Genomic DNA, 24,728 nt, shown 5'->3' on the forward strand with positions numbered 1-24,728 from the left:
CTCTTCTCTTCATACCGACTCCAGGGGGGTGCCGCCCGCCCGGCGGCGCAGGGTGCGCTGGCGCAGTGTTTCCAGATACAGGTAGATCACCGGCGTGGTGTACAGCGTCAACAGCTGGCTGAACGCCAAGCCGCCGATGATGGTGATGCCAAGCGGCCGGCGCAGCTCCGATCCCTCGCCGAGTCCCAGTACCAGCGGCACCGCGCCGAGCAGACCGGCCAGGTTGGTCATCAGAATCGGCCGTAACCGCAACAACGCCGCCTGGCGAATCGCCGCCAGCGGCGCCAGGCCATCCCGGCGCTGCGCTTCCAGGGCAAAGTCGATCATCAGAATGGCGTTCTTCATCACGATGCCGATCAGCAGGAACAATCCCAACAGCGCGATCAGGCTGAAGGGCGTATCGCTGATACGCAGCGCCAGCAACGCGCCAATACCGGCGGAGGGCAAAGTGGAAAGAATCGTGAGCGGGTGCAGGGTGCTTTCGTACAACATGCCCAACACCATGTACACCGCCAGCAGTACCGACAGAATGAGCAAAGGCTGACTGAGGTTGCCTTCGAAATTGGGCCGGTCGGAGCCCGGCCCGGCGTACACGCTCGGCGGCAGCATGATGTCGTTGAGCGCCTTCTGGATCGCCTCTTCCGCCTGTACCGGCGTGACGCCGGGGGCCAGCGCATACCCCACACCCGTGGCGGCAAACTGGGAATCGTGGCGAATGCGATCGTTGGTCAGCCCGTATTCCCAGGTGGCGAAGGTGGACAGCGGCACGCGCGCGCCGTCATCGGTCAGCACTTCCAGTTGTTCCAGTACCGAAGGCTGCTCGGTGTAGCGCGGCAATAACTCCATCACCACCCGGTACTGGTTCAATTCATCGTAGAGCGTGGCCACCTGCCGCTGGGAGAAAGAGTTGTTCAGTACCGATGCCACCGTCGCCATGTCAACGCCGCGCAGCCGCGCCGCTTCACGATCAATATCGAGCACCACCTGTTGCGCTTCCTCGTCACCAGCGGAGTCCACGTCCACCAGCTCTGGCAGTTTCTGCATCGCTTCCGATGCTTTACGCGACCAGATATCCAGCAACTCCAGAGAATCCGAACGCAACACCAACTCATAATCACTGCGACTGAATCCTCCCGACAGCCGGATATCCTGATCCACTATCAGGAACATCATGCCACCGGGGACATGAGGCGCCTTGGCCCGCAGCCGGTTGACCACCTCTTGAGCCGACACCCCCCGCTGCGCCAGCGGCTTGAGGTTGATGGTGAGCTGGGCATTGGTGATGCCGCCGTCGCCGCCGCTGGTGCCGGTGACGTCCTGCACCGCCGGATCGTCCATGATCAATTGCCGGAACACTTCGATCTTCGGCTGCATCAACTGGAATGAAAAACCGTCGTCACCGCGGACGAAGCCACGAATTTGTCCGGTATCCTGCGGCGGTAGCGTGGTTTTCGGGATCGCCACATACAGCCAGACATTGACCGCCACCACCGCCAGCAAGGTAAGCAGGGTAAGCAGCCGATGACGCAACGCCCAGTCCAGACTGACGGCATAGGCGTGTTGCAGGGAATGGAACGCGGCCTCACTGCGCCGGGCCAGGGCCGAGGGCGCGCCGGTGGCTTTTTCCCGCAACCAAAGCGCGCACAGGCTTGGTGTCAGAGTCAGCGACACCACCAGGGAAATCAGCATCGCCGCCGCCAGGGTAATGGAAAACTCGCGAAACAAGCGCTCGACGATACCGCCCATGAACAGGATCGACACGAACACCACCACCAGCGCCAGATTCATCGCCAGCAGCGTGAAGCCCACTTCGCCAGCCCCCTTGATCGCCGCCTGCAATGGCGACAGTCCGTTCTCGATATGCCGCTCGATGTTTTCCAGCACCACGATGGCATCGTCCACCACCAGTCCGGCGGCGATGATCAACGCCATCAGCGACAGGTTATTGACCGAGAAACCGTAGAAATACATGACCACGAAGCTGCCGATCAGCGACACCGGGATCGCCACGGTGGGGATCAGCGCGGTGCGGGCACTGCCCAGAAACAGCCACACCACCATCACCACCAGAGCCACCGCGATCAGCAGGGTGATTTGCGCTTCACGCAAGGTGGCGCGGATCCCCGGCGAGCGATCCATCACCACCGCCAGTTCACTGTCCGCCGGCATCAGCGCGCGCAGCCCCGGCAAGGTCTCACGGATGGCGTCGATGGTTTCGACGATATTGGCGCCGGGCTGCCGGCTGATCATCATGATCACCGCCGGGTGATCATTGTGAAAACCGCTGCTGTAGCGGTTCTCCACCGAATCCGACACCTCGGCCACGTCCTCCAACCGCACCACCGCGCCATCCTGGTGACGAATCACCAGTTCGCGATAGGCGCTGGCCTTGCGCAGTGGATCGCTGGTGCGCACCTCCCAGCGATGGTCGTCGTTTTCCACCAGACCCAGCGGCTGCAACGCATTGGCTTCGCTGATGGCGTTGCGAACGTCATCCAGCGCAATGCCGTACTGCAGCAACGCCCCGGGATCCAGTTGCACCCTCACCGCCGGCAGCGACGCGCCGCTGACGCTGACTTCACCGACCCCGCTGATTTGCGACAGCTTCTGCGCCAGGATCGAAGCGGCGGCATCGTACAGTTCGCTCGGCGCCAGATTCGGCGAGGACAACGCCAGGCCCATTACCGGCGCCTGGGACGGGTTCACCTTGCGATACTGCGGGTTGCCCGGCATGCCCGAAGGCAACTGACTGCGTGCCGCATTGATCGCCGCCTGCACATCACGGGCAGCGTCATTGAGATCACGCCCCAGCTCGAACTGCAGCATGATCTGCGTGGCACCCTGGTTACTCGACGAGATGATCGAGGTGATACCGTCGATACTGCCCAGCGCGCGCTCCAGCGGGGTCGCCACGGTGGCGGCCATGCTTTCCGGGCTGGCCCCCGGCAGGCTGGCGGAAACCGTGATAATAGGGAAATCCACCTGTGGCAACGGCGCCACCGGCAACAGGCGCCAGGCCAGCAGACCGGACAGCACCACCGCGACCGCCATCAGGACAGTGGCGATGGGCCGTTGAATGAACGCCCGCGCCGGGTTCACGGACCCGCCTCGCCCTGGTCCGCCACCAGTGAGCGGCGGCGCGTCAGCCGGTCAAAGAACAGGTACACCACCGGCGTGGTGAACAGCGTCAGCACCTGACTCACCAGCAAGCCTCCCACCATCACCAGGCCCAGCGGTTGCCGCAGTTCGGCACCGGAACCGCTGGCCAGCATCAGCGGAATGGCACCGAACAACGCCGCCAGCGTGGTCATCAGAATCGGCCGGAAACGCAACATGGCGGCGCGATGTATCGCCTGCCGCGGCGGCATCCCCTGATTGCGCTGCGCCTCCAGGGCGAAGTCCACCATCATGATGCCGTTCTTCTTCACCAGGCCGATCAGCAACACCACCCCGATCACCGCGATCAGATCCAGCGCCCGGCCGGTGAGCAGCAATGCCAGCAGGGCGCCGACGGTGGCCGAAGGCAGAGTGGAAAGAATGGTAATCGGGTGAATGGTGCTCTCGTACAGAATACCCAGCACGATATACATGGTCAGAATCGCCGCCAGGATCAACCACAAGGTATTCGACAACGAAGCACGAAAGGCCTCCGCCGCGCCCTGGAAGCGGCTTTCCACTTCCGTCGGCAGACCGATCTCCTGTTGTACCCGTTCGATCGCTTTCACCGCCCCGCCCAGGGACGCGTCCGGCCCCAGATTGAAGGAGATGGTGGCCGCCGGAAACTGCCCCTGGTGATTGATCAGCAACGCCGCCGGGCGCTGGGTGACGCGGGCCACACTGGACAACGGCACCGGCTGGCCGGAGGCGGTGGGTACATAAGTGGTCTGTAACGCGGACAGGCCCTCGGCGTGCTCCGGGCCCACTTCCAGAATCACCCGATACTGATTGGCCTGGGTGAACAAGGTGGCGATCTGGCGCTGGGCAAAGGCGTTCTGCAGCGCGCCGGCAATGGCGGAGACACTGACACCCAGGCGCGCCGCGGCATCGCGGTCGATATCCACATACGCCTGCAGGCCGTCGTATTGCAGGTCCGAGGCCACATCCGCCAGTTCCGGTTGCTGCCGCAGCGCCTCGATCAGCAGCGGCACCCATTCGTTGAGGGTGGCGCTGTCCGGGGTGGTCAGCGTGAACTGGTACTGCGTGCGGCTGACTCTGTCCTCAATGCTCAGTTCCTGTACCGGCTGGAACCAGGCGGTGATCCCTTCGACCTTTTCCGCCCGCTCTCGCAGCCGGTCCATCACTTCGAAGGCGGAGCCGTCGCGTTCTCCGTGGGCCGGCAGGTTGATCAGCATGCGGCCGCTGTTGAGCGTGGTGTTGGTGCCATCGACGCCGATGAACGATGACAGACTGGCCACGCCCGGATCTTCCAGCAACGCCGCCGCCAACGCTTGCTGCCGTTCCGACATACGGGCAAACGATGAGGTTTGCGGACTCTCCGTCACCACCTGAATCACGCCGCTGTCCTGTACCGGGAAGAAGTCTTTTTGCACCAGCAGGTACAACACCGCGGTCAGGGCGATGGTGCCGAGCATCACCAACATGGCCAGGGGCTGTCTTTCCAGCACCCAGTCCAGCGCTTGGCCATAGCGGCGAATGACGCGGTTCATCAACCCCGGCGACTGCTCGTCATGGCCAGGCGGCTTGTCGAGCATGCGCGCGCTCATCATCGGTGTGAGGGTCAGCGACACCACCAGGGAGATAACGATGGCCACCGCCAGCGTCACCGCGAACTCGTGAAACAGCCGCCCAACCACATCCCCCATGAACAGCAGGGGAATCAACACCGCCACCAGGGAGAAGGTCAGCGACACCAGGGTAAAACCGATTTCCCCGGCCCCCTTCAAGGCCGCCTCCATTTTCGAGGCGCCCTGTTCGCGGTGCCGGGCGATGTTTTCGAGCATGACGATGGCGTCATCGACAACGAAGCCGGTGGCGATGGTCAGCGCCATCAGCGACAGGTTGTTGATGGAGAAGCCGGCCAGATACATGAACGAGAAAGTCCCCACCAGGGACAGCGGCACCGCCACGCTGGGAATGATGGTGGCGGGAACATTGCGCAGGAAGGCGAAGGTCACCAGCACCACCAAAGCGATGGCGAACACCAGTTCCTTCTGCACATCCCGCACCGAGGCACGGATACTTTGGGTGCGGTCGGTCAGCACCGTCACGTCCACCGAGGCCGGCAGGGTATTGATCAGTTGCGGCAGCAACTCGCGCACACTGTCGGCCACGTCGATGACATTGGCGCCGGGCTGGCGCTGGATATTGAGCAACACCGCCGGTTGGGTATCGGCCCAGGCGGCCAGGAAGCGATCCTCGGCGCCGTCGATGATGGTGGCCACGTCACCCAGGCGCAGGGGCGCACCGTCGATCCAGGTAAGAATCAGTTGCCGGTAATCCTCCACCGAACGAATCTGGTCATTGGCGTCCAGCAAGGTGGAACGTTGCGGGCCATCGAAACTGCCCTTGGGCTGGTTGGTATTGGTGGCGGCGATGGCGCTGCGCACGTCCTCCAGATCCAGGTCATAGGCGGCCAGGGCCATGGGGTTGATCCGCACACGCAATGCCGGCCGCTGACCGCCGGCCAGGCTGACCATACCGACACCGCCCAACTGCGCCAGCTTTTGCGCCATGCGCGTATCCACCAGATCGTACACACCCGGCAACGGCAGCGTGTCCGAAGTGATCGCCAGAGTCAGGATCGGTGCATCGGCGGGATTCACCTTGCGATAAATCGGTGGCGTCGGCAGGTCGCTGGGCAACAGGTTGTCGGCGGTGTTCAAGGCCGCCTGCACTTCCTGTTCGGCCACCCCCAGATCCACCTCCAGGGAAAACTGCAGGGTAATGACCGACGCCCCACCGGAACTGGTGGACGACATTTGTTTGAGCCCCGGGATCTGCCCCAGGCTGCGCTCCAGCGGCGCGGTGATGGTACGCGCGGTGATATCCGGCCCGGCCCCCGGCTGGAAGGTGAACACCTGGATGATCGGGTAATCCACCTGCGGCAACGCCGCCACCGGCAACAGCCGCCAGGCCAGCAGCCCCGCCGCCAGCAGCGCCACCATCAGCAGCGAAGTCGCCACCGGACGCAGGATGAACGGCCGGGACAGACTCATGGACGGCCGCCCTGACCACCACCGCGGCGACCGCCGGCGGCACCTTCACCGGCTCCGGCCGGAGCAACCGGCTGGCTGTCGCCTTCCACCAGGATCACGTCACGGCCATCACGCAGCCTTTCCATGCCTTCCAGCACCACCGCCTCGCCGTCGGCCAGCCCTTCACTCACAGCGATACGGTCACCGTCCACCGGCCCCAGCGTAATGGGCCGCAATTGCGCCTTCTGCTCTTCAATCACATAAACATAGGTGCCTTGAGAGCCGTATTGCACCGCGTCGGTGGGAATGGTCACCGCGTCCGGCAGGGTCCGCAGTTGCAAGCGCACATTGACGAACTGATTCGGGAACAGCTCGTTTTTCTCGTTGGCGAATTCCGCCCGCAAACGCAGGGTTCCGGTGGCGGTATCAATGCGATTGTCCAGGGTGGTGAGGCGGCCGCTGGCCAGCAGGGTGGCGCCATTGCGATCCAGTGCCTGAACCGGCATTGCCGCGCCCGTGGCGAAGGCATTGCGCACCGCATCCAGTTGCGTCTCCGGCACCGTGAACACCACCGAAATCGGCCGCATCTGGGTGATCGTCACCAGCCCATCGGTGTCGCCGCTGCTCACCAGGTTTCCGGCATCCACGTTGCGCAGGCCGAGCCGGCCGTCGATCGGCGCTTCGATACGGGTCCAGGACAGCTGCAGGCGGGCATCGTCGACTTGCGCCTGATTCGCCTTCACCGCGCCCCGCAGCTGATTGACCAGCGCCTGCTGCTGGGTCAATTGCTGCCGGGCGATGGAGTCTTGTTTATAAAGCGTTTGGTACAGCGCCAGATCCTGCTCGGCGCCGGCCAGTTCCGCCTTGTTCTGCTGATACTGCCCCTGGGCCTGAGCCAGCTGCACCTGATACGGATCCGCATCGATCTCCGCCAGCAGGGTGCCCTTGCTGACTTCCGCGCCTTCCTCGAACAACACGCGGGCCAGTTCCCCGTCCACCCGGCTGCGCACGGTGACGGTATTCAGCGGCGTCACCGTGCCAATGGCCTTGATCTGAACATTGAGGTCACCGGCTTCGGCATTCACCACCCGCACCGCCACCGGGCCCTCCCAGGCGTTGCGCGGCATCGGCCCGGTGGGCGTGGAGCTGGAACGGGATAACAGATACCAGAGCCCGCCGAGCACGACGACGAGCAGCACCGCCCAGGCCAGGCGAGAACGGGACAATGGAACGGAACGAGTTTCGGACATGGAGTCGGCACCGGCACAGGGTCAATCCGCCGGCGATGCCGACGCCGCACTCGGGCGAGCACGGGCACCAGAGACCTCACCGGGCAGGGCGATCAGATGATAACGACTCGCATTCTAGAGAGCGCCTTCCCCCGGGCGCAACCGCACCCGAAGGGATCCACATTTAATGCACAGTTCCGTAAGGAATGTAAGGCGATGACGCCGGCAAGCCTCGCGGCCCGTGAGCAGCCACTTCGCTCACAGACCGCGATGGGCTGACACCCGGCGTATCAGCGACTCAGCCCCAACGCCTTGGCCACTCCTGCGGCATAGGCCGGATCGGCTTTCTCGAAGTGCTCAAGTTGCCGGCGCACGATCTCTTCCGGCACCCCGTCCATGGCACGGGCGATGTTACCGAACAGGCGCTCCTGCTGTTCCGGTGTCATCAGCCGGAACAGGTCGCCGGCCTGGGTGTAGTCGTCATTGCCTTCGCGGTGGTCATAGCGATCGGCGTCACCGCTGATGTTCAGCGGCGGCTCCTTGAATGCCGGATCCTCCACCGGGCCGCCAAAGCTGTTCGGCTCATAGTTGACGCTGCCGCCACCGTTGCCATCGAAACGCATCCGGCCATCACGGTGATAGCCATGCACCGGACAGCGCGGCAGGTTCACCGGCAGGCTCTCGTAGTTAACACCAAGCCGGTAACGGTGCGCGTCGGCGTAACTGAAGATGCGGAACTGCAGCATCTTGTCGGGGCTGTGGCTGATCCCCGGCACCACATTGGCGGGGCTGAAACTGGCCTGTTCCACTTCGGCGAAATAGTTTTCCGGATTGCGGTTCAGGGTCAGCTCTCCGACTTCAATCAGCGGATAGTCGCCGTGCGGCCATACCTTGGTCAGATCGAACGGGTTGTAGGGCGTGTTCTCCGCCTCCGCTTCCGGCATGATCTGCACGCACACACGCCACGTCGGGAAGTCCTTGTTTTCGATGGCGTTGAACAAATCACGCTGATGGGATTCGCGGTCGCCCCCGACGATCTCCGCGGCCTCGGCATCGGTCAGACATTCAATGCCCTGCTGGGTCTTGAAGTGGAACTTCACCCAGAACCGTTCGTTGTTCGCGTTGATAAAACTATAGGTGTGGGAACCATAGCCGTTCATGTGCCGGTAGCTTTTCGGCAGGCCCCGGTCGGACATCAGGATGGTGACCTGATGCAGGGATTCCGGACTCAGCGACCAGAAGTCCCACATATGCGTGGCCGAGCGCAGGTTACTGCGTGGGTCACGCTTCTGGGTGCGAATGAAGTCGGGAAATTTATAGGGATCGCGCACGAAGAACACCGGCGTATTGTTGCCGACCAGATCCCAGTTGCCCTGTTCGGTGTAGAACTTGAGGGCGAAGCCCCGCACATCACGCTCGGCATCGGCGGCGCCACGCTCACCGGCCACGGTGGAAAAGCGCAACAGCACGTCGGTTTCGGCACCGGGCTGGAACACCTTTGCCTTGCTGTACTGAGTAATGTCACCGGTCACCTTGAAAGTGCCAAATGCCGCCGACCCCTTGGCGTGCACCACCCGCTCGGGAATCCGCTCGCGGTTGAAATGGGCGTGCTTTTCGAACAGCTGCCAGTCCTGCACCAGCAGCGGCCCACGGGGACCGGCCGTCAAGCTGTTCTGATTGTCCGCCACCGGAATCCCAGCGCTGGTGGTCAGGGTCTGCTTCTTCTTACTCATGATGCCTCTCCTTGGGTTCAACCTGGGGGGTTAAGAGCCTGTTTAAGATGACCCTTCGAGGTTACGACGAACGGAGTGACAAAACGAACAGTGAGGCGGCATGAGTTCAATAGATCCTTTCGATCATTGGCCTTTATGTCATAGCGGACAAATATGCCCGGCCTTTACAGTCCGCCGGCAATCATCGCATGATGCGTGTTTTCACCCGTTCATGAGATTCCGAACCGCATGACCTCGACAACCGTGGCCACGACCGCCTATTCCCGGCTGGAAGAGTTTCTCAACAGTCTCACCCACGGTATCGGCGCCGCTCTCAGTATCGTCGGCACGGTGATCCTGGTGGTGGCCGCCAGCCTGCTTGGCGATCCCTGGAAGATTGTCGGCTTCAGCATCTTCGGCGCCAGTCTGATTCTGCTCTATACCGCCAGCACCCTCTATCACGGTGCCCGCCGCCCCGCCCTCAAAGCGTTCTACAAGATGCTCGATCATTGCGCCATCTTCGCGCTGATCGCCGGCACTTATACGCCGTTTCTGCTGGTCAACATGCGCGGCACCGTGGGCTGGGTGCTGTTCGCGGTGATCTGGTCGCTGGCGCTGGCCGGCATCGCCTTGAAGCTGGTGTTCGGCAACCGCTACAAACTGGCCCGCGTGGCCATCTATCTGGTCATGGGCTGGCTGGTATTATTCGCCTCCGGCGAACTGGTGGGCCGGCTCAACGACGTGGGCTTCTGGCTGGTGCTGGCTGGCGGCCTCACCTACACCGGTGGAGTGGTGTTTTATCTGGCGGATCGCCTGCCCTACAACCACGCCATCTGGCATCTGTTCGTGGTCGGCGGCAGCGTTTGTCATTTCCTGGCGGTGTATTACGGCGTTCTGCCGGTCTGATTCTAAGAGCCTGTCTCGAAACAAGTCACTGTGAACACCCGGCCGTTTCAATCCGCGTCACTTTCCCCTCTCCCCGCCCCCGATCCATAGGTATTGGGGGAACAGCACGGAAGTTGCATTGACCCGGGACGCCGAAACCGGCTAATTCCATAATTCAAACAAGAGGTGCTCATGCGATATCCGGTTCTGCTGTCCCCCGTGCTGCTTTTACCCTGCCTTGGCCAAGGCGCCCAGCCGATTCCCCTGGAGACGGTGACCGTGACCACGCCCCGTCAGAACCAGGCGCTGCTGGACACGCCAGCGGCGGTAACAGTGGTGGACAGTCAGGCTCACGGCGAGGGCCGCCCGAACCTGCAACTGGACGAGACCCTCAACCGGGTCCCCGGCCTGTTCTTTCAGAACCGCTATAATTTCGCCCAGAACCTGCGCATCTCCAGCCGTGGCTTCGGCGCCCGCGCGCCCTTCGGCGTGCGTGGCTTGCATCTGCGTGTGGACGGCCTGCCCTATACCCTGCCGGACGGCCAGTCCCAGGTGGATGCCATTGACCTGGACCGGCTGCGGCAAGTGGAGGTGCTGCGTGGCCCGGCCTCTTCCCTGTACGGCAACGCCGCCGGCGGCGTGCTGTTGCTGAACAGCGACGACGGCGGCAGCCAGCCTCCCGGGGCGCACTTGCGTGTGGCCGGCGGTAGCGACGACTACCGCAAGCTCGGCGCCACGCTGTATCAGCGGGACGAGAACAATGACTACGCGTTGGGCGTTTCCGCCCTGTCCTTCGATGGCCAGCGGCAACAAAGCCGGGTGGAGAAATATCAACTTAACGGCAAATGGCGGCACGCTCTTGCCAACGGCGGCCGCATCACCACCTTGCTGGACGTGCTGGACATTCCCACCGCCGAGGATCCCGGCGGCCTGACCCGGGCCCAGGCGCACGAGGATGGTGATCAGGCCTCTCGCTTCTCCAACCTGCTCGACGCCGGCCAGGTGGTGCGCCAGCAACGACTGGGCTGGGTCTGGGATCAGCCCACGAAGCAAGGCGCCTGGCAGGGTTATCTACACTACACCCACCGCGATTTCGAACAGCAGTTACCCTTCCCGGGCAGCAGCGAGCTGGGCTATGAGCGGCAATTCTACGGCACCGGCCTGCGCCATGCCGGCCAGGCCGGAAAGCTCAACTACGTGGTCGGCGCCGAAGTGAACCGGCAGGAGGATGATCGTGACCGTTATCAGGTCAGTGCCAGCGGCGAGCGCCAGGGCCGCACCGCCGATGAACAGCAGAACGCCACCGCCGCCGGACTGTTCGCCCAGGCCACCCTGCCACTGAATGAGTACTGGTCCTGGACCTTCGGCGGACGTCTGGACCGATTGCAGCTGTCCATCGACGACCGCTTTCTGGCGGACGGCAACGACGACGGCCATCGCCGTTTCACCGAACGCAGTTACAGCACCGGATTGAACTGGCGGCTCCATCCCCGCCATCAATTGTTCGCCAACATCGGCTCCGCCTTCGAGAGCCCCACCTTCACCGAATTCGCCAATCCCGACGGCGGCGGCTTCAACCCGGACCTGGAACCGCAAAAAGCCGTGAATGGTGAGATCGGTGCCCGTGGCGACCTGTCCGGCACCGTGCAGTACGAACTGACCCTGTTCACCGTCCGCACCCGCGACGAGATCGTGCCTTTCGAGCAGGACGGCCGCACCTTCTATGAAAACGCCGGCCGTACCCGGCGGGATGGTGTGGAACTGGGACTGAGCTGGTACCCGGACGATTGGAACCGGATCAGCGCCGCCTGGACCTATGGCAATTACCGGTTCCGCCGTTTCCAGGAAAGCGGCGAATCCCTGCGGGACCATCGTCTGCCGGGACTGCCTGAACACCAGCTCTACCTGGAATGGCAGCGGGACTATCGCGGCGGCACCTTCACCAGTCTGGAAACCCTGATGATCAGCTCGGTCTACGCGGAGAACGGCAACGATACCCGGGTCGGCGGCTACGCTCTGGTCAACGGCCGGGTCGGCCACCGCTGGCGGCTCGCCGGCGGTAACCAACTGACCACCTACCTCGCCGCCCATAACCTGCTGGACCGGGACTACTACGCCAACATCCGCATCAACGCCAACAGCGACCGCCCACTGGCCAGCCGCGGCTACTTCGAGCCCGGCCCGGGACGGACCTGGGTGGCGGGGATGGAAATAAAGCTTTGAAGATAGTTGACAGTTGATAGTGGACAGTTGACAGCGAAAAGAAAAAGATCGCGGAACGGTCTGATCTTTAGCCGCTGTGGGAAGCTTGCTTGCAAGCGAATGGTGTCGCTCAGGCGCTTAGTAATATTCGCTTGCAAGCAAGCTTCCCACAGTGATTCAAGATCACCTGTTTTTGTTTTTCCGCTGTCAACTGTCCACTATCAACTGTCAACTGCTTTTAAGGCCTTCTCAATGTCCGCTGCCAACGCTTCCGGTTTATCCTTGGGGGCGTAGCGACGTACCACACGGCCGCTTTGGTCGACCAGGAACTTGGTGAAGTTCCATTTGATGCCTTCGCTGCCGAGCAGGCCGGGGGCTTCCGATTTGAGGTAGCGATAAAGGGGATGAGCATCGCTGCCGTTAACGTCGATTTTGGCGAACATGGGAAAGTCGACGCCGTAGTTCTTTTCACAGAAGGCACCAATCTCCACTTCATCGCCGGGCTCCTGGTGACCAAACTGGTTACAGGGAAAGCCCAACACCACCAGGCCGCGATCCTTGTAGCGTTGATACAGCGCCTGCAGCCCTTTGTACTGGGGCGTAAAACCGCATTTGCTGGCGGTGTTGACGATCAAAAGCACCTTGCCTTTGAAATCGGCCAGGGAGCGCTCCTCGCCGTCCAGGGTGACGGCGTTATAGTCGTAGATACTCATTTGTATTACTCCTTGGTTCCCCGACCGATGCGGCGGGCGTGCCCGCCATCCGGCTTACCGGGACAGTAATCGTTTGAGGATGGCCTCCGCCACCACCGTGCTGGACTGCGGGTTCTGACCGGTGATCAGGTTGCCGTCCTCCACCACGCGCGGCTTGAACATGTCACCGTTGCTGATTTCCGCGCCCAGTTCGCGCAGCCGGTTCTCCAGCAGGAAGGGCATGACGTCGTCGAGCCCGACTTCGTGTTCTTCCTCGTTGCTGAAGCAGCTTACCACGCGGCCTTCCACCAACGGCTTGCCGGCGCCGTCGCGGGCGCCCACCAGCGCCGCCGGGCCATGGCACACGGCGCTGACCAGCCCGCCCTGTTCCCAGGTACGGTTAAGTACCCGCGCCACCATGGGATGATCCGGCATATCGAACATGGCGCCATGGCCGCCGGGCACGAAGACGCCGGCGAAGCCGTCTTCCCAGATGTCCTCCAAAGCCCGGGTATCCTGCAACGCGATGATCGCGTCCTGCCAGGCGTCCTTCTCGGCGTCATCCGGCACCGAGCGCGGATCCACCGGCACCTTGCCGCCGAGCGGGCTGGCCACCTGCAGCGGGATACCGGCATCACGAAACAGACCATAGGGCACAGCAAATTCCTCAAGCCACAGGCCGGTTTGTTGCCCTTGTCCCATTTGACCGGCACTGGTCACCAACATCAGTAGGGGTTTGTCCAGATTCATCACTGCTCCTTACTCTGACGACCCAAAGGATTTATGACTTGAACCCGCCGCCGGGGCGAAAAGGGGCTTGACCCCGGCACCGGGTCCACCAAGATGACATCAACGGTATCGGTGGCCCGCCTCACCGATGTAAACGCAGTTGGGGAGCCCGGCTCCTCTCTTCAATGGCATCCAGACCATGCATTGGGAACACCTGCTCAACAAGGAGCGCCTGGGACACCGCGACGCCAAGGATGAAACCGGGCGCACCGCCTTTCTGCGCGACCACGACAAGATCATCTTTTCCGGCGCCTTCCGGCGCCTGGCCCGCAAGACCCAGGTACACCCGCTGGCCACCAACGACCACGTGCACAACCGTCTCACCCATTCCCTGGAGGTGTCGTGCGTGGGCCGGACCTTGGGCATCCAGGTGGGTGAGCGCTTGGAACGCCTGAAGCTGTTGCCGGCGGGCACCAACGCCACCGACCTTGGCGACATCGTGCAATCCGCGTGCCTGGCCCATGACATCGGCAACCCGCCGTTCGGCCATACCGGCGAGCGAGCCATCCGAGCCTGGTTCCAGGAGCGGGGCCAGCGTTATCTGGAACTGCTCAGCCCCGCCCAACAATCCGATCTGATTTACTTCGAAGGCAATGCCCAGGGTTTCCGCATTCTCACCAAAAGCGAGTACCACCAATACCAGGATGGCATGCGTCTAACCTACGCCACTCTGGCCACCTTTCTCAAATATCCCTGGTTATCCGCCCAGGCCGGCGAAAGCGGCATCAAACCGGGCAAGTACAGCGCCTTCGTCTCCGAGACCGGGGCGTTCCGGGAAGTCTGCCAGGCCACTGGACTGCGCCCCCTGGACGCGGACCGCTATTGCCGCCATCCCCTGGCCTACCTGATGGAGGCAGCGGACGATTTCTGCTACGCCATCATCGATCTGGAGGACGGTCTGGAGATGGATCTGCTGCACTGGGACGAGGTCTATGCCTTGCTGCAACCGGCGCTGCCGGACACCGCCGAAGTACGCAGCCTGGTGCACTCCGGACTGCGCGATGGCCGTAAGGCGGCGCTGCTGCGGGGCAAGATCATTGAACGCTTTATCGAGGCCGGCGTCGAGGCCTTCATCGCCAATCACCAGCGCTTGCTGGAAGGGCGCATGGACGGGGATCTGCTGCACCATTGTGAGCCGGTGGTACACGATGTGGTGGAGAACGCCAAGCAACTGGCCCGCGGCAAGGTGTTCGAGCACCCACGCAAAATCGAACTGGAAATCGGCGCCTTCGAGGTCATGGGCGCCCTGCTCGACGGCCTGATCGACGCGGCGTTGTCCCACGCCCGTGGCACCGCGCGCAATTACCGCCACGAGCGCATCATCGACCTGATCGGCCGTCACAGCTTCCCCGATGACCTGCCCAACCTGCCGGAACAGGAGCGCATTTATCAGTGCATCATGCGGGCGCTGGATTTCCTCTCCGGCATGACCGACAACTACGCCACTTATCTGGCCAAGCAGTTCTCGGGGATGGCGGAAACCCGCTACTGAACCCGATCTCCCCCAATCGGGAGGTCTCGGAACGGAGCGACGGCGGCAAGGCTATGAAAGGCTTTTCAATCGGTGAGTGGAACCGCCTCGAAGACCCCCGCCACCGGAAAAACCAACAGTGCGGGAATGCCCCACGGCCATTTTTGGCTTACTCGTTGCATCTTTTATTTTGTGACATAGTTCACAAACAAGCAGGCATTGAGAGTCGAAATGAAAAGCTCAAGTCGACTTCCCTTTTCGGGACGGCAGTACGATGAACTCCTGGATGTGTTGTACGCAACCCCCATGGACCAGAACTACTGGTCCATGTTTCTGGACAAACTGGTACGCGTGAGCCGCTCTCGTTCGGCCCGTCTACTGGTATTGGACCGAGTCGCGGAACAAGTGCAATCCAGCATGAAGATCAATATCGACGACAGCGCTCACCAGCAGTACGTCGATCACTTCGTTAACGCCTGCCCCTGGCGTCCGGAGCTCAAACAGAAACCATCGGGACAGCTCTATTCCACCTATTTGGACTTCTCCTGCCGGCAAAACCGGTTCTACCAGACCGAGTTTTACAACGACTGGGCCCGGGGGCTGGATATCCACCACGGGGTTTGCGGCACCGTTTATCAGAACCGGGACCATACCGTTCAGTTGTTGGTGCAGCGCACCCGTGATCACGGTCCATACCATCACGTCGATACCACCTGGTTCAACGGGCTGGTGCCGCATATACGCCGCGCCATTCAACTGAATCTTGAAGCCGCCGGGCTTCGCCGCCGCGCCCTTGCCGGCGAGCTGGCGGCACATCGTCCTTTCATCCTGTTGGGCCCCGCCGGTCGTGTCGACTACCTCTGCCAACGGGCGGAGGCCCTATTGGCCAATGAAAATGCCCTGCTCTACCGGAACGGGCGTTTGATGTTCAGGCACCGCCCACTACAGCAACGCTTCCTGCATTCGGTCAACGGCATTCTGACCAGCGCTGGCCGTGATTGGCGGCATGCCGGGGATCTGCTACTGGCGCCTCGTCTCGGCGATCAGCCACTGGCGTGCCTGCTCAGTCCACTGGCACCGGAAGTCGGCCGGATTCTGTTCCCCGTGGAAGGACGGGCGCTGCTGCATTTCCATCTGCCCGAGGAGACTGTTCATGTGGATGAGGAGCACGTCGCCACTCTGTTTGGGCTCACACCCGCGGAGGCCAAGGTGGCCCGCGCCATAGCCGAAGGCGGAACACTGGCCGATCTCGCCGACCGCCAGGGCATTTCGGTGCAAACGGCACGCAGCCAACTGAAATCCGTGTTCCGCAAAACCGGTACGACCCGGCAAAACGAACTGGCCGCCCGCGTCCTCAAGTCTCCCGCCTTGAGCCCCGCCCCTCCGCCCATCACCCTGCCTTGATCAGCCCATGCCCGGGAAGGCAAGGCGGGCGGGCCAGAAGCACGGAAAGCCTCGGTTAGTTGATGCCGATGCCAACCCGAGAGGATCAAGCATGATGCAGATCAAGGCCGCTTCCGTGACCGGCCCTACAATCGACTCCGATCCCTATTGGCAGTCCCGCGACGGAGTCTCCGATGAAAGTAATCGCCTTTTCCCTGGCCGCCCTGGCGGCCGCTTCCCTGAGTCCTGGTCTGGCCCTGGCGGCGGACGCCGAGACCCTGTATCAAGCCAAGGCCTGCGTGGCCTGCCACAAGATCGACGGCCCCATGGTCGGCCCGTCCTACCAGGATGTGGCGAACAAATACGCCGGTCAGGACGGCGCCGCCGCCACTTTGGCAAAACACATCCAGGAAGGCAGCCAGGGCATCTGGGGCGCCATTCCAATGCCACCGAACGCGGTGACCGATGAGGAAGCCAAAACCCTGGCCGAATGGATTCTGCAGCAGAAATAAAGCCACCGTTCAATGATGCCCGGCCCTGGACGCGGGCTGCCGCCATAGCGAGGGTTTCAGTTCCTCGAAGCGGTACACCTGACCGCCGTGTCGTCCGGCCCAATCCTCGGCCGCCGCTTTTTCGGCGAAGGACGCCACGGTGACGCCCATCGCTCCCGGCAAGTCACCACCAATCACGTACCAGGCCTGACCCGCGTCGATCAGATGATCGTCATCCGGCCGGTTCCAGTCTCCGCGCGCCATATCATGGACATAGAGACGGCTTTCTCCCACCTGATTCTCCGGCTGACTCCACCAGCCCAGCATTTCCGCCACCGAGCAGAAGCGGCGCACCTGCCTTGGCGACACCGCTTCCCCCTTGGGACCCGGAAAATCGGCGATGATCATGCCGCAGACATGGCATTCGTCATCGGCATGGAACGGCACCGGCTCCAGGGCCGCCGGCGACGTCTCCTCACAGCCCGCCAGCAACATCAGTATCAGCAGACCCAACCCGATTCCCCATTTTCCCATAGCGCACCTCATACACGACGACGAAAAAGAACCAGCGCCAGCATCAACGGCATCAGCATCCACAACCCCAAGGCGCCCCAAAGCCCCCAGACCGGCACCGGCAACTCCCGGCCCAGGGCCAGCACACCGGTCACCTCCGCGCCGGCGTCGAACCCGCTCAGGTTGATGAGCCGATACAGATCCGTGGGGCTGCACAGCAGCACCCAGGGCAGAGACTCCGGACTGAAACGCCCCTCGCTGAGCACCAGCAACGCCAGCAGCAGCCAGTCGAACACCAGCACAAAGAAGAACCATACGGCCAGGGCCAGTCCGGCAGCGGTGGATTTCTCCCGCACCCGGCAACTGAGCACATAGGCCATGGCCAGGAACACCCAGCCGAGCATCATCGACGACACCGCGAAACGCGCGAACGCGCCCGCCAGCGCCGCCGTTGGCACGCCGTCCACCCCGATCAGAATGGCCACCAGGGCGGCGCCGAATCCGGCCACCGTGGCCAGGGCCAGAATCAGGCCATGTCCGACGAATTTGCCGAGCAGCAGCTGTTCCCGCCTCAGCGGATAGGACAACAGCAACAGCAAAGTGCCGGCCTCGTCCTCACCGACGATGGCGTCATAAGCCAGCATCAGCGCGATCAAAGGAATCAGCAGCGTAGCCAGAGTGGAGAGGCTGGCCATGGTGGCCGGCACATTGGTGAATCCCACCACGCCCGAGGCAGCGGCGCCAAACCAAGCGATACCCACGGCGAGAACGGCGAACAGAACACTGATGGCCAGCAGCCAGCGGTTGCGCAGGGCGTCCCGCAATTCCTTCATGGCAATGAACCACAGCACGGTCACACTCGCTCCCTCCGCCCGGCGGCGCCCTGAAAATGACGATAGAGGTCCTCCAGGGACGGCGCCCGCACCTCCACGTCCACGGTTTCCGGCTGGCCTGACAGAGCGCGCAACCAGGCCATTTTTTCCTTCGCCGCCACGGTTCGTTCGCATCGGAGGGTGCGCCCCTGCGGATCCACCTGCAGGCTGGTCAAACGCCAGCGCAATCCCGCTTCCCGTTGCAACTCTGGCAGGCTGCCCAGCGCCCTGAGCCGACCCTGGCACAAGATGGCGGCGCGATCGATATAGCTCTCCACCCCGGCCAGCACATGGGAGCACAGCACCACCGCCGTGCCACGGCGGCGCAGATCGTCGATCAGCGCATACAGGTCCGCGGTGGCGATGGGATCCAGCCCCACCGTGGGCTCATCCAGCAGCAAAAGGCGGGGTTCACCGAGCAGCGCCTGGGCCAGCCCCAGGCGCTGACGCATCCCCTTGGAGTAGGTGCGGACCCGGCGATCGGCGGCGTCCGTCAGGCCCACCTGATCGAGCAGCGCTGCGATGCCGGACACCGGCACGCCCTTCAAACGGGCGAAATAGGCCAGGGTCTCCCGCCCACTGAGTTGTGGATAGAAACTGACGTTCTCGGGCAGGTAACCGAGTTCGCGGCGGGCCCGTGCTTCCCCCGCCGACACGCCCAGCACCCGCACCTCTCCGGCATCCGCCCGCAATACGCCGAGAATCAGTTTCATGGTGGTGGTTTTGCCGGCGCCGTTATGGCCGAACAGGCCCAGCACCTCACCTTCCCCCACCGTCAGGCTCAGATCGTGCAGCACCGTGGTGCGGCCATAACCGTGCCGTACCGAACGCATCTCAATCGCTGTCATGACAGATCTCCACGGCGGTCTCGTCCACCATCATCAAGGGGTGGCTGTCGCGCACGCCCGGTGAGCGCGTTACCGGGAACGCGTTCTGTGCCCAGCGCAACAGGCTCACGGACGGGCTACTCATCAGCAGCCGGGCCTGGGGGTACAGCCACAACAGCCGGTCCAAATCGTCGTTGGGCTGATACGGCACGTCGCCGATGCCGTCACCGTCTCGGTCCCAACCCAGGTAGTCACTCCAGTAGTTGCCTCTGCCCTGTCGTGACCATTCCTGGGTGCGGGTGGCCACGTACTTCACCTGTTGTTGATTGCCGATGAAATGGTTGCCGCTGAGCTGGTTGTCCTCGGAACCGGCGGTCAGATGGATGCCCAGGGTGCTTTGTTCAAAACGGTTGTCGGTGATGTCGTTGTACAGTGAGTTGTAAACGAACAGCGCTTTGCCTTCGGCGCCACTGATCATGGCGTCGCCGGTGGCTCCACGGCGCACACCGTGAATCCGGTTGCCACGCAGGGTGGAATAGGTGATGTAGTTCATCAGGATGCCGTAGTTCTGATCATCTTCGGAGCAGTTGCCCTCAACCCACAGAGCACGGCTTTGCATCAGGGCGTAGCCGGTGCGGGTGCGCCGGGTGGTGTTGCCGACCACTTTGTTGTCATGGGAAAACATGTAGTGAATGCCGTAGCGCAGGTCCTCCAGCACATTGCCTTGCAGGCGGTTGCCGTTGGAGGTGTCGATGTAGATGCCATCGCGGGTTTCACGCACCCGGTTGCCGGTCACCAGGGCCCCGGTTACGGCGTACAGATGAATGCCATTGCCACGATCCTGTGAGCGCAGCGAAGTGTCTCCGCGGATACGATTACCGCTGACCGTGACCTCGGCGGCACCGTCCACCCAGATCCCAAAGCCGGGTCCGCTGAGCTGGTTGTCCCGTAACGTGGTGCCGGTGGCGCCCTTCTCGATGAACACCCCGGCATCCATGGCGGTCAGGTCTTTGCCCCAGTTACGCAAGGAGCAGCCACTGACCCGCACATTGGTGGCGGCAATGGTCAGACCGTTGCCGTAGCCTTCCGCGTCCAGCACCGCGCCGGCCTCGCAAATCACTTCGGCGCCCTCCCGGTCAATGCGAAAACGCCCCCGGTGGATCCCCACCGGCACACGCCAGCGGTTCTCCTCCGGGGCCGCCGTCGCCACGGCAATGAGGTCGCGGGATGGCATCCCGGCCTGGGCCGTCATGCCGGACGCGCCCCACAGCGCCAGGCAAAACAACCCGATTCGTCTCAGCACCGCCATCACTGCACTCGCACCGCCGCGCCCCCTTCCAATCAGGCTTTCTCCACCAGCATGCGGCCGACCATCTCCATGTGCAGGGCATGACAGAACCAGCTGCAGTAATACCAGTGCACGCCGGGTTTATCGGCGATGAAGGTGATGGAAGAGGTTTGCTGCGGACTGATTTCCATGCTGACACCGTGGTTGGTGAGCACGAAACCGTGAGACACGTCCTCGATACGATCGATGTTGGTGATGGTCACCGTGACTTCGTCGCCCTGCTTCACCTTGAACTCGGCCAATCCGTAAGCCGGTGCCATGGAGGTCATATAGACCCGCACCTTGTTACCCTCACGGATCACCTTGTTGTCCTGCTCCAGGGTGATGCCGTCTTTTTTCGCCCGGGCCACGGTGGCGGCGAAAAACGGATCGTTCCGCTCCCAGATTTTTTTCGTCTTGATCTGATCCCGGCGCACCAGGATGCAGTCGTGGGGTTCGGCAAAGGTGGGGCCGTCATGCACCAGTTTCATTTCCTCGCCGGAAATATCGATCAGTTGATCATTCTCCGGGTGCAGTGGACCGGTAGGCAGGAAACGGTCCTTGGAGAACTTGCTCAGCACCACCAGCCACTTGCCATCCGCGTCCCGACTTTCGGTCAGCGAGGCGTGGTTATGCCCTGGCTGATAGTGCACATCCAGCTTCTGTTTGATGTAGTTGGTTTTTTCCCCTTGGTAAGCGCGGATCGCCTCTTCGATGTTCCACTTCGCCACCTGGCTGTCGATGAACAGAGTGGTATAGGCGTTGCCACGACCATCGAAGGTGGTGTGCAGCGGCCCCAGCCCCAGCTCCGGTTCGCCCACCACCACATCCCTGGGTTTCTTGAGCTTGCCGCCGAACAAGTCGTCCAGCCGCGCGATCTCAATGATGGTGCAGGTGGGCGAGAGCTTGCCGTTGGCGATGAAGTACTTGCCGTCCGGCGATGTATTCAGGCCGTGCGGGTTCTTCGGCACCGGAATGTAGCGGGTCAGATCCGACCCGTGCCGGCCATCCACCACCGGCACCTTGCTGTCACCCAGCGTGGTGAACTTGCCGGCTTTGATGGCCGCTTCGATGCGCGGGATATTGAACACCACCACCCAGTCGCGCTCATTGCGCATCATGCCGCCCAGGTCCGTGGCTTTCTCCGAGTTGTAACAGGTGGACGCCGCGTACTTGCCGGTATAGTCGGCGTCGGTGTTGTCCAGGTTACCGTCGACGATGACCTGGAACGCCATCTCCATCCGCTCGGCGTCGATGGCGTTGAACATCGTGTAGCTGCCATCATCCTGGATATCGAAGGACGAGCCGTCATTGGGATGCGGAATGATGAATTCCGCGTTGGCGAACACATACTTGGTGTGCGGCACTTTCTGCAGGCGCAGACCGTGGATGGCCTGGACGTTGGGTACCGTGAGGATGCGGTCGCATTTCATGATATCCAGACGCACCCGGGCCACCCGGCTGTTGGCCTTGTCATTGATGAACAGGTATTTGCCGTCATACCGGCCATCCGTCATGGAGATGTGCGGGTGGTGGCTGTCACCGTTGAGGTAACGGGCGCTGTCACCAAGCACCTGTTTGCTTTCGTCGGTCAGCCCCCAACCCGTGGCGGAATCCACGTTGAACACCGGAATCCGCAGCAGTTCACGCATGGAGGGCACACCCAGCACCCGCACCTCGCCGGAGTGTCCACCACTCCAGAAGCCGTAATATTCATCCAGCTCACCGGGCCCCACATGGGCCTTGGCCATGGCTTCCTTTACCGAGGAGGCCCAGGTTTCCCGCGTCATCACCACGCCACCCAGAGTGGCGGCGCCCGCCAGGGCCGCGCCCCCGAGAGTGCCGGCGCCGAGGAATCCGCGCCGGGTCAGTCCCTCGCCCTGAGCATTCCCGTTGTCGTCGTTGAACTGATCGTGTGTCATTGTCGTTTCTCCGTTGTCTGTAGCCGGCGTACCGGCCTTCAACCTTCTTCCAGTTGCAAGGCGGGAATACGCTCCGCCTCGGGGACGCTCCGCTTTCCTTTGCCGGCCCGTTTTTTCTTCAGGATCAGCGGCGGGCATTTGTCTTCGTTGTAATAGGTCATCTGGCAATCCAGGCAGTAGTGGCACTCGTTGACGTTGATACGCCCGTCCGGGTGAATGGCCTGGATTTCGCATTCCCTGGCGCACAATTGGCAGGGGTTGCCGCATTCCTTGCGACGCTTGAGCCAGTCGAACAATCTGAGTTTGCTGGGCACCGCCAAAGCCGCGCCCAGCGGACACAGGTAGCGGCAATAAACTTTGCGGGTAAACAGATTCATGACCAGCAGAGCCACCGCGTAGAGCACAAACCACCATTGGCGGTCGAAGTGCAGAGTGAAGGCGGTTTTGAACGGTTCGATTTCAGCGAACCGCTCCGCCGTGGCCATGGAATCCAGCGAAATACCGAACAGTGCCAGCAGGATCAGGTACTTCACCGCCCACAGACGTTCGTGCAGAGCGAACGGCAATTCATACTGAGGAACGCGAAGTTTGCGCGCCGCTTCGTTGAGCAGTTCCTGGAGCGCGCCGAAGGGGCACAGCCATCCGCAGAACACACCCCGGCCCCACAACAGCACGCTGGCCGCGGTAAAAGTCCACAGGACGAAGATCACCGGATCGCTGAGGAACAACCCCCAATGGAAATCGTCCATCACCGCGTGGACGAAGGTCAGCACGTTGACCACGGACAACTGGCCGAGGGCGTACCAACCGATAAAGACCACGGTGAACAGCAAGTAGGCCCACCGCAGCCAATGCAACTGGCGCGGGTGCCGTGCCAGGCGGTCCTGCAGAAACAGAATCACCAGCAACAGTCCCAAAGCAGCGCCGATGACGGCCACCTGGAACTGCTTCTGGTACCAGATCCGCACCCATACCGGTTTTTCCTCCGGGGCCACCAGCGGTTCCGGCCGTTCCAGATAGGCTTCCGGCGTGGCGTAGGGCAATTCGAAGCTGGTGAAGATGCCGCTGACCGGGCCGGTCTGCCGGCGCACCAGCAATTCCAGGGTCCAGGGGCTACCGGGGTCGAAACGGTGCTCCGGGCGGACGATGAAGATCGCCATTTCCGAAAACCCCGGCATGCCGGCGGCATAGACATCGGATAACCGCTGATAGTCCAGATCCCGGAAGCTGATGATGGCGCCATTTTGGCGCAGTTGGACCCGGTCGAAGATACCGCCGCGCACATAGCCTGAGCCCTTGAACGAATAGCGCCCGTTGGCCAGCACCGCGATGGCGTACTCGCCTTTCCCCAGTTCCGCCATCAATGTCTTGTAGCCCGCCTTGCCCAGCAGGCTGGCGCCTACTTCCGGCGGGTTCAGCAAGCCGGTATACAGATCGATGAAGACGTCGCCGCGCTGGTCAGGGGCAGTCTGCTCCATTCCTTCCGCCTCGGTGCCGCGAAAGGCCTCATCCACTTGCCCGCGGGTCAGATGCAGCCGGCGCAGAGCCCCCTTGCCGGCCAGTTCCTCCCAGCCCACCGCCGCTCCCCGGCCACCACGGATACGCGCCGCGCGGCGCCGGGCCGATGGCGCTTCGATCAATCCCAGCGACACCGCCACTTTGCGCGCCGCTCCCATGATGGTTTCGTTGACCACCATGACCGTGACTGTCGCGCCGCTTACCGCATCAATGGTTACCGTCTCGGGGTCACGGGAGCGCCCCACCACGACCCGCTGATCGGCGCCGACACCGGCATAGTGAGCACTGAAGTCGTGGAGTTTCTGTTCAGGAATCCCGACCAGCAGGATAGGTTCGTGATGCTCCACCACGTAGGCATCGAGAATGACACCCTGAGGGTCCATCACGATTTGCACGTTGATGGGCTTGCCGGAATAAGCGGGAACATTGACCACATCCTGGCTGTAAAACAGATAGCCAAGAAGATCGCCGTTGCGGGACAGGGTCCGGACCTGGAAGTCCCCTTCCGGCTCGGACCGGTCCGCGCCGGGAAACACCGCCTCCACGCGCTGCCGATCCAGATCCGCCAGGACCGGCGAACACAGCCAAGCGCCGACCAGACACAGTATGGTCAGCCATCCCCCTTTCCAGCGCGAAAACAACGACATCGCACGCCCCATAACATGCATTTTCAGCGCATGTTACGAGCCGTGCCGCCAGCATGGCTGACATACATCAACGTGACGAAGGAAAATCAGGAT

At 62.4% G+C, this 24,728-nt stretch carries 17 protein-coding genes; 5 read left to right on the plus strand and 12 right to left on the minus strand.

Annotation, left to right across the window (positions count from 1 at the left end; genetic code table 11):
• Window positions 1-9: 9 nt before the first annotated feature.
• From B5T_RS21200 to B5T_RS21215, 4 genes are all read right to left on the minus strand, one after another.
• Window positions 10-3,099, minus strand: coding sequence for an efflux RND transporter permease subunit (locus B5T_RS21200; RefSeq protein ID WP_014996579.1), 3,090 nt, complete (start codon window positions 3,097-3,099; stop codon window positions 10-12).
• Window positions 3,096-6,176, minus strand: a complete 3,081-nt coding sequence (locus B5T_RS21205) for a multidrug efflux RND transporter permease subunit (protein ID WP_014996580.1) — start codon at window positions 6,174-6,176, stop codon at window positions 3,096-3,098. The genes B5T_RS21200 and B5T_RS21205 overlap by 4 nt, the downstream gene beginning before the upstream one ends.
• On the minus strand, window positions 6,173-7,405 hold the full coding sequence (locus tag B5T_RS21210) for an efflux RND transporter periplasmic adaptor subunit (protein WP_014996581.1): 1,233 nt from the start codon (window positions 7,403-7,405) through the stop codon (window positions 6,173-6,175). The genes B5T_RS21205 and B5T_RS21210 overlap by 4 nt, the downstream gene beginning before the upstream one ends.
• Before the next feature lie 269 nt (window positions 7,406-7,674).
• Window positions 7,675-9,117 carry a catalase gene (locus B5T_RS21215; protein WP_014996582.1) on the minus strand — a complete coding sequence of 481 codons (1,443 nt, stop codon included), beginning with the start codon at window positions 9,115-9,117 and terminating at the stop codon, window positions 7,675-7,677.
• Window positions 9,118-9,345: 228 nt separating this feature from the next.
• On the opposite strand from B5T_RS21215, the gene trhA reads away from it, so the two are divergent.
• Complete coding sequence (trhA, locus tag B5T_RS21220) at window positions 9,346-10,002, plus strand: PAQR family membrane homeostasis protein TrhA (RefSeq protein WP_014996583.1); 657 nt, start codon at window positions 9,346-9,348, stop codon at window positions 10,000-10,002.
• 171 nt (window positions 10,003-10,173) lie between these two features.
• Window positions 10,174-12,204, plus strand: a complete 2,031-nt coding sequence (locus B5T_RS21225) for a TonB-dependent receptor family protein (RefSeq protein ID WP_014996584.1) — start codon at window positions 10,174-10,176, stop codon at window positions 12,202-12,204.
• Between the two features lie 200 nt (window positions 12,205-12,404).
• On the opposite strand, the gene B5T_RS21230 is transcribed toward B5T_RS21225, so the two are convergent.
• Window positions 12,405-12,896, minus strand: a complete 492-nt coding sequence (locus B5T_RS21230; protein WP_014996585.1) for a glutathione peroxidase — start codon at window positions 12,894-12,896, stop codon at window positions 12,405-12,407.
• A gap of 54 nt (window positions 12,897-12,950) precedes the next feature.
• Window positions 12,951-13,625 (minus strand): type 1 glutamine amidotransferase domain-containing protein, encoded by a 675-nt coding sequence (locus B5T_RS21235; RefSeq protein WP_014996586.1) that lies wholly within the window; start codon window positions 13,623-13,625, stop codon window positions 12,951-12,953.
• A gap of 178 nt (window positions 13,626-13,803) precedes the next feature.
• Between B5T_RS21235 and B5T_RS21240 the strand changes: the two genes are divergently transcribed.
• The 3 genes from B5T_RS21240 to B5T_RS21250 all read left to right on the plus strand — a co-directional run bounded on the left by B5T_RS21240 (window position 13,804) and on the right by B5T_RS21250 (window position 17,030).
• Window positions 13,804-15,156 (plus strand): deoxyguanosinetriphosphate triphosphohydrolase, encoded by a 1,353-nt coding sequence (locus B5T_RS21240; RefSeq protein ID WP_014996587.1) that lies wholly within the window; start codon window positions 13,804-13,806, stop codon window positions 15,154-15,156.
• A 210-nt stretch (window positions 15,157-15,366) separates the two neighbouring features.
• Window positions 15,367-16,539 carry a helix-turn-helix transcriptional regulator gene (locus B5T_RS21245; protein ID WP_014996588.1) on the plus strand — a complete coding sequence of 391 codons (1,173 nt, stop codon included), beginning with the start codon at window positions 15,367-15,369 and terminating at the stop codon, window positions 16,537-16,539.
• A 173-nt stretch (window positions 16,540-16,712) separates the two neighbouring features.
• Window positions 16,713-17,030, plus strand: a complete 318-nt coding sequence (locus tag B5T_RS21250) for a c-type cytochrome (RefSeq protein WP_014996589.1) — start codon at window positions 16,713-16,715, stop codon at window positions 17,028-17,030.
• Window positions 17,031-17,039: 9 nt separating this feature from the next.
• Here the strand turns inward: B5T_RS21250 and B5T_RS21255 are convergent, their stop codons facing one another.
• Genes B5T_RS21255 through nosR form a run of 6 tightly spaced genes read right to left on the minus strand, consistent with a single transcriptional unit; the run spans window position 17,040 to window position 24,635 of the window.
• On the minus strand, window positions 17,040-17,543 hold the full coding sequence (locus B5T_RS21255; RefSeq protein WP_014996590.1) for a nitrous oxide reductase accessory protein NosL: 504 nt from the start codon (window positions 17,541-17,543) through the stop codon (window positions 17,040-17,042).
• An 8-nt stretch (window positions 17,544-17,551) separates the two neighbouring features.
• On the minus strand, window positions 17,552-18,379 hold the full coding sequence (locus B5T_RS21260; RefSeq protein WP_014996591.1) for an ABC transporter permease: 828 nt from the start codon (window positions 18,377-18,379) through the stop codon (window positions 17,552-17,554).
• Entirely contained in the window at window positions 18,376-19,242 is an 867-nt protein-coding gene (locus tag B5T_RS21265) for an ABC transporter ATP-binding protein (RefSeq protein WP_014996592.1), read from the minus strand. The genes B5T_RS21260 and B5T_RS21265 overlap by 4 nt, the downstream gene beginning before the upstream one ends.
• Complete coding sequence (locus tag B5T_RS21270; protein WP_014996593.1) at window positions 19,229-20,530, minus strand: nitrous oxide reductase family maturation protein NosD; 1,302 nt, start codon at window positions 20,528-20,530, stop codon at window positions 19,229-19,231. The genes B5T_RS21265 and B5T_RS21270 overlap by 14 nt, the downstream gene beginning before the upstream one ends.
• A 32-nt stretch (window positions 20,531-20,562) precedes the next feature.
• Window positions 20,563-22,470 (minus strand): TAT-dependent nitrous-oxide reductase, encoded by a 1,908-nt coding sequence (nosZ, locus tag B5T_RS21275; RefSeq protein WP_014996594.1) that lies wholly within the window; start codon window positions 22,468-22,470, stop codon window positions 20,563-20,565.
• 38 nt (window positions 22,471-22,508) lie between these two features.
• Window positions 22,509-24,635 (minus strand): transcriptional regulator NosR, encoded by a 2,127-nt coding sequence (gene nosR, locus B5T_RS21280; protein WP_014996595.1) that lies wholly within the window; start codon window positions 24,633-24,635, stop codon window positions 22,509-22,511.
• Window positions 24,636-24,728 lie beyond the last annotated feature (93 nt).

The organism is Alloalcanivorax dieselolei B5 (assembly GCF_000300005.1).
GTDB lineage: Bacteria > Pseudomonadota > Gammaproteobacteria > Pseudomonadales > Alcanivoracaceae > Alloalcanivorax > Alloalcanivorax dieselolei.